This is a genomic window from Kitasatospora sp. MY 5-36, from assembly GCF_001182915.1.
GTDB lineage: Bacteria > Actinomycetota > Actinomycetes > Streptomycetales > Streptomycetaceae > Kitasatospora.
In genome coordinates this window covers 1-2,359 of the sequence record NZ_LFVW01001026.1, presented here as the reverse complement: position 1 = coordinate 2,359, position 2,359 = coordinate 1, and the positions used below count along the sequence as shown (strand labels likewise).

Below are 2,359 nucleotides of genomic sequence, written 5' to 3'. Positions count from 1 at the left end.
GGGCGGGACGGCCGGGGCCGGGCCGGCGCCGCAGGGACTGGGTGGCCCGGCGCAGGCTCGCGCGGGCCTTGTTGACGGCCCGGCCCGCCGCCTTGCGGGCACCGCGACCCGCCCTGGCCAGGCCCTTGAGGATCCGCTGGGCGATCCCCTTGAGCTTGGTGCCGACCGCTTTGCCGGCTCCCTTGAGCTTGCTGAGCAGGAAGTTGGAGATGAAGTCGAGCAGCGCGACCACGCCCGCCGCGACGGCGTCGGCGAAGAGGCAGGCGGCCGATCCGGATTTGACGGCCTTGAGGAAGGCGACGAACTTCCCGATCGCCGCGATGATCTTGCTGATGGTGTTCCAGGCCGCCATCAGCCCCTGGATGATCGTCATGATCGCACCGGCCGCCGGCACGATCATCGAGACCAGCTTCTCGACGACGATCGACACGATCATCCCGGGCAGTGCCGCGACGATCGCCTGCCAGGCCATCCGGCCGATCTGGGCCATCGAGATGCAGCCCTTGACCAGGACGTTGACGATCGTGGACGTCAGCCCGACGACCGACTCGACCTTCTCGTTGAACCAGGTCCGCACCGCGCTCTTGATCGCGCCCCACAGGTAGTGCTGGATGCCGTCGACCGCGGCGGTGCCGAGCTTCTTCAGCCAGCCGCCCGGGTCGGGGGCGATGTCGCCGATCAGGGCCGCGAACTCGCCGAAGACGGCGATCGCCTTCTGGACGAAGTCGATCGCGTCCATGACGGCCTTGCGGACCGCCTCGATGGCGGCCTTGAGTCCTGCCTCCAGCGCTTCCAGCAGTGCGTTCAGCCCGGCGGCGAGCGCGTCGAGGAGCTTGTTGACGGCGTTCTTGAGCCGGTCCGCCCACTCGTTGACCTTGGCGATGGCCTTGTCGCGCCACTCCTCGATCTTCTTGCGGAACTTGTCCCGCAGTTCGGGGAAGGCCGCCAGCAGGACGTCGCAGATCTTGATGAGCGCGTCCGCGAGCTTGTCGATCAGCTCGACGGCGAACTTCCGCGCCTGGTCGATCGCCCAGTTCGCGAACTTCCGGAAGCCGTCGATGATGTCGTTGATCAGGCCGCGGAAGAAGTCGAAGACCTTGGTGACGGCCTCGACCAGCGCGTCGAAGGCCGCCTTGACCTTGGACTTGACCCAGCCCCACCAGCCTTCGGACTCCTCCTTCTTGCGGTCCTTCTCCTTCTGGGCCTTCTCCTCGGCCTCCTTCCGCTTGTCCTGGATCTTCTGGTTGTCCTGCTGCTGACGGTCCTGGACGTCCTTGTCGGCCCCGGCGCGCTTCTTGTCGATCTGGCCGGTCTTGTCGGTGTGCTCGGCACCGGCGTCCTGGTCCGCGGTGGTGATCTTCCCGTCCTGCTCGGTGCGCCACTGCTCGCGTTCGGCCTTGACCTTCTCGGCGGCGTCGCCGCGTTCCCCGGCCTGGGCCTGGGCGTTGTCGGCGACCGCCTGGTCGACCTCGGCCTGGTTCTGCCGCCGGGCGTCGGCCTCGCCCTGCTTCTGCTTGGCCTGTTCGGAGCCCAGCCGGCCCTGGCCCTCGCCGACCGCGGCCTGGATCTGCGGGCCGCGTTCCTGCTGGGTGACGATGCCGATGCCCGGCTTGGTGTCGACGGCGCCGCCTGCCCTGGCACCCCCGCGTTTGCCGCCGCCGGGGACGGAGGCGGTGAGGGTCTCCTTCGGGACGTCCGGGTAGATCCGGTCCTCGCCCATCGGCTTGGCGGTGTCCTCCCGGCCGACGCCGAGGATCCTGCCGGAGCTCTCCTTGAGCTTCGCGGCCTGCCGGTCGGTGCGTGCCGGGTCGCTCTCCCCGGTCAGTTCGACCTTGGGGGCGGCGCCGACGGTGGTGTTCAGCGCCGGGTCGGTCGAGGGGACACCGTCGACGGCGACCTGGGCCTGCTGCACCTCCTGCGCCGAGACCTGGTTGCCCGCGTCGTCGGCGACATTGGGCGGGGCGACCCGGTCGCCGGGGTTCCGGCCCTCGACCTTCTTCTGGTCGGCCGTCCGCTGCCCGCCGTCCGCGCCCTCCGGGCCGACCCGTTCCAGCCGCTCCGTCACGGCTTCGGCGGGCGGCGCGGCCTCGGGTGCGCCGGACTGGGTCTGCGGTGCGCCGGACGGGCGCTGGGTGGTCGGCGGGGCGGCCTGCAGCCGGGCGTGCTGCTCGCCGACCGTACGGTCCACCGAGCCGTCCACGCCGTCCAGGGTGGTGGCCAGCTGATCGGGCGGAAGGCTCGCGGCGGTGGCGAGCGCGCTCTGCGGGTCCTGGCCGGAGACGTCGGGCGCGGCCGGTTTCTGCTGCTGCTCCTGCCCGCCCTGGGCGCCCCCGGCCGCGGCAGCGCCTCCGCCCCCGGC

Annotated in this window: 1 pseudogene; it reads right to left on the bottom strand. The window is 71.1% G+C overall.

The features are described 5' to 3' along the window. A pseudogene (locus AE652_RS39690) lies at positions 1-2,359 on the bottom strand (hypothetical protein); the annotation flags it as partial.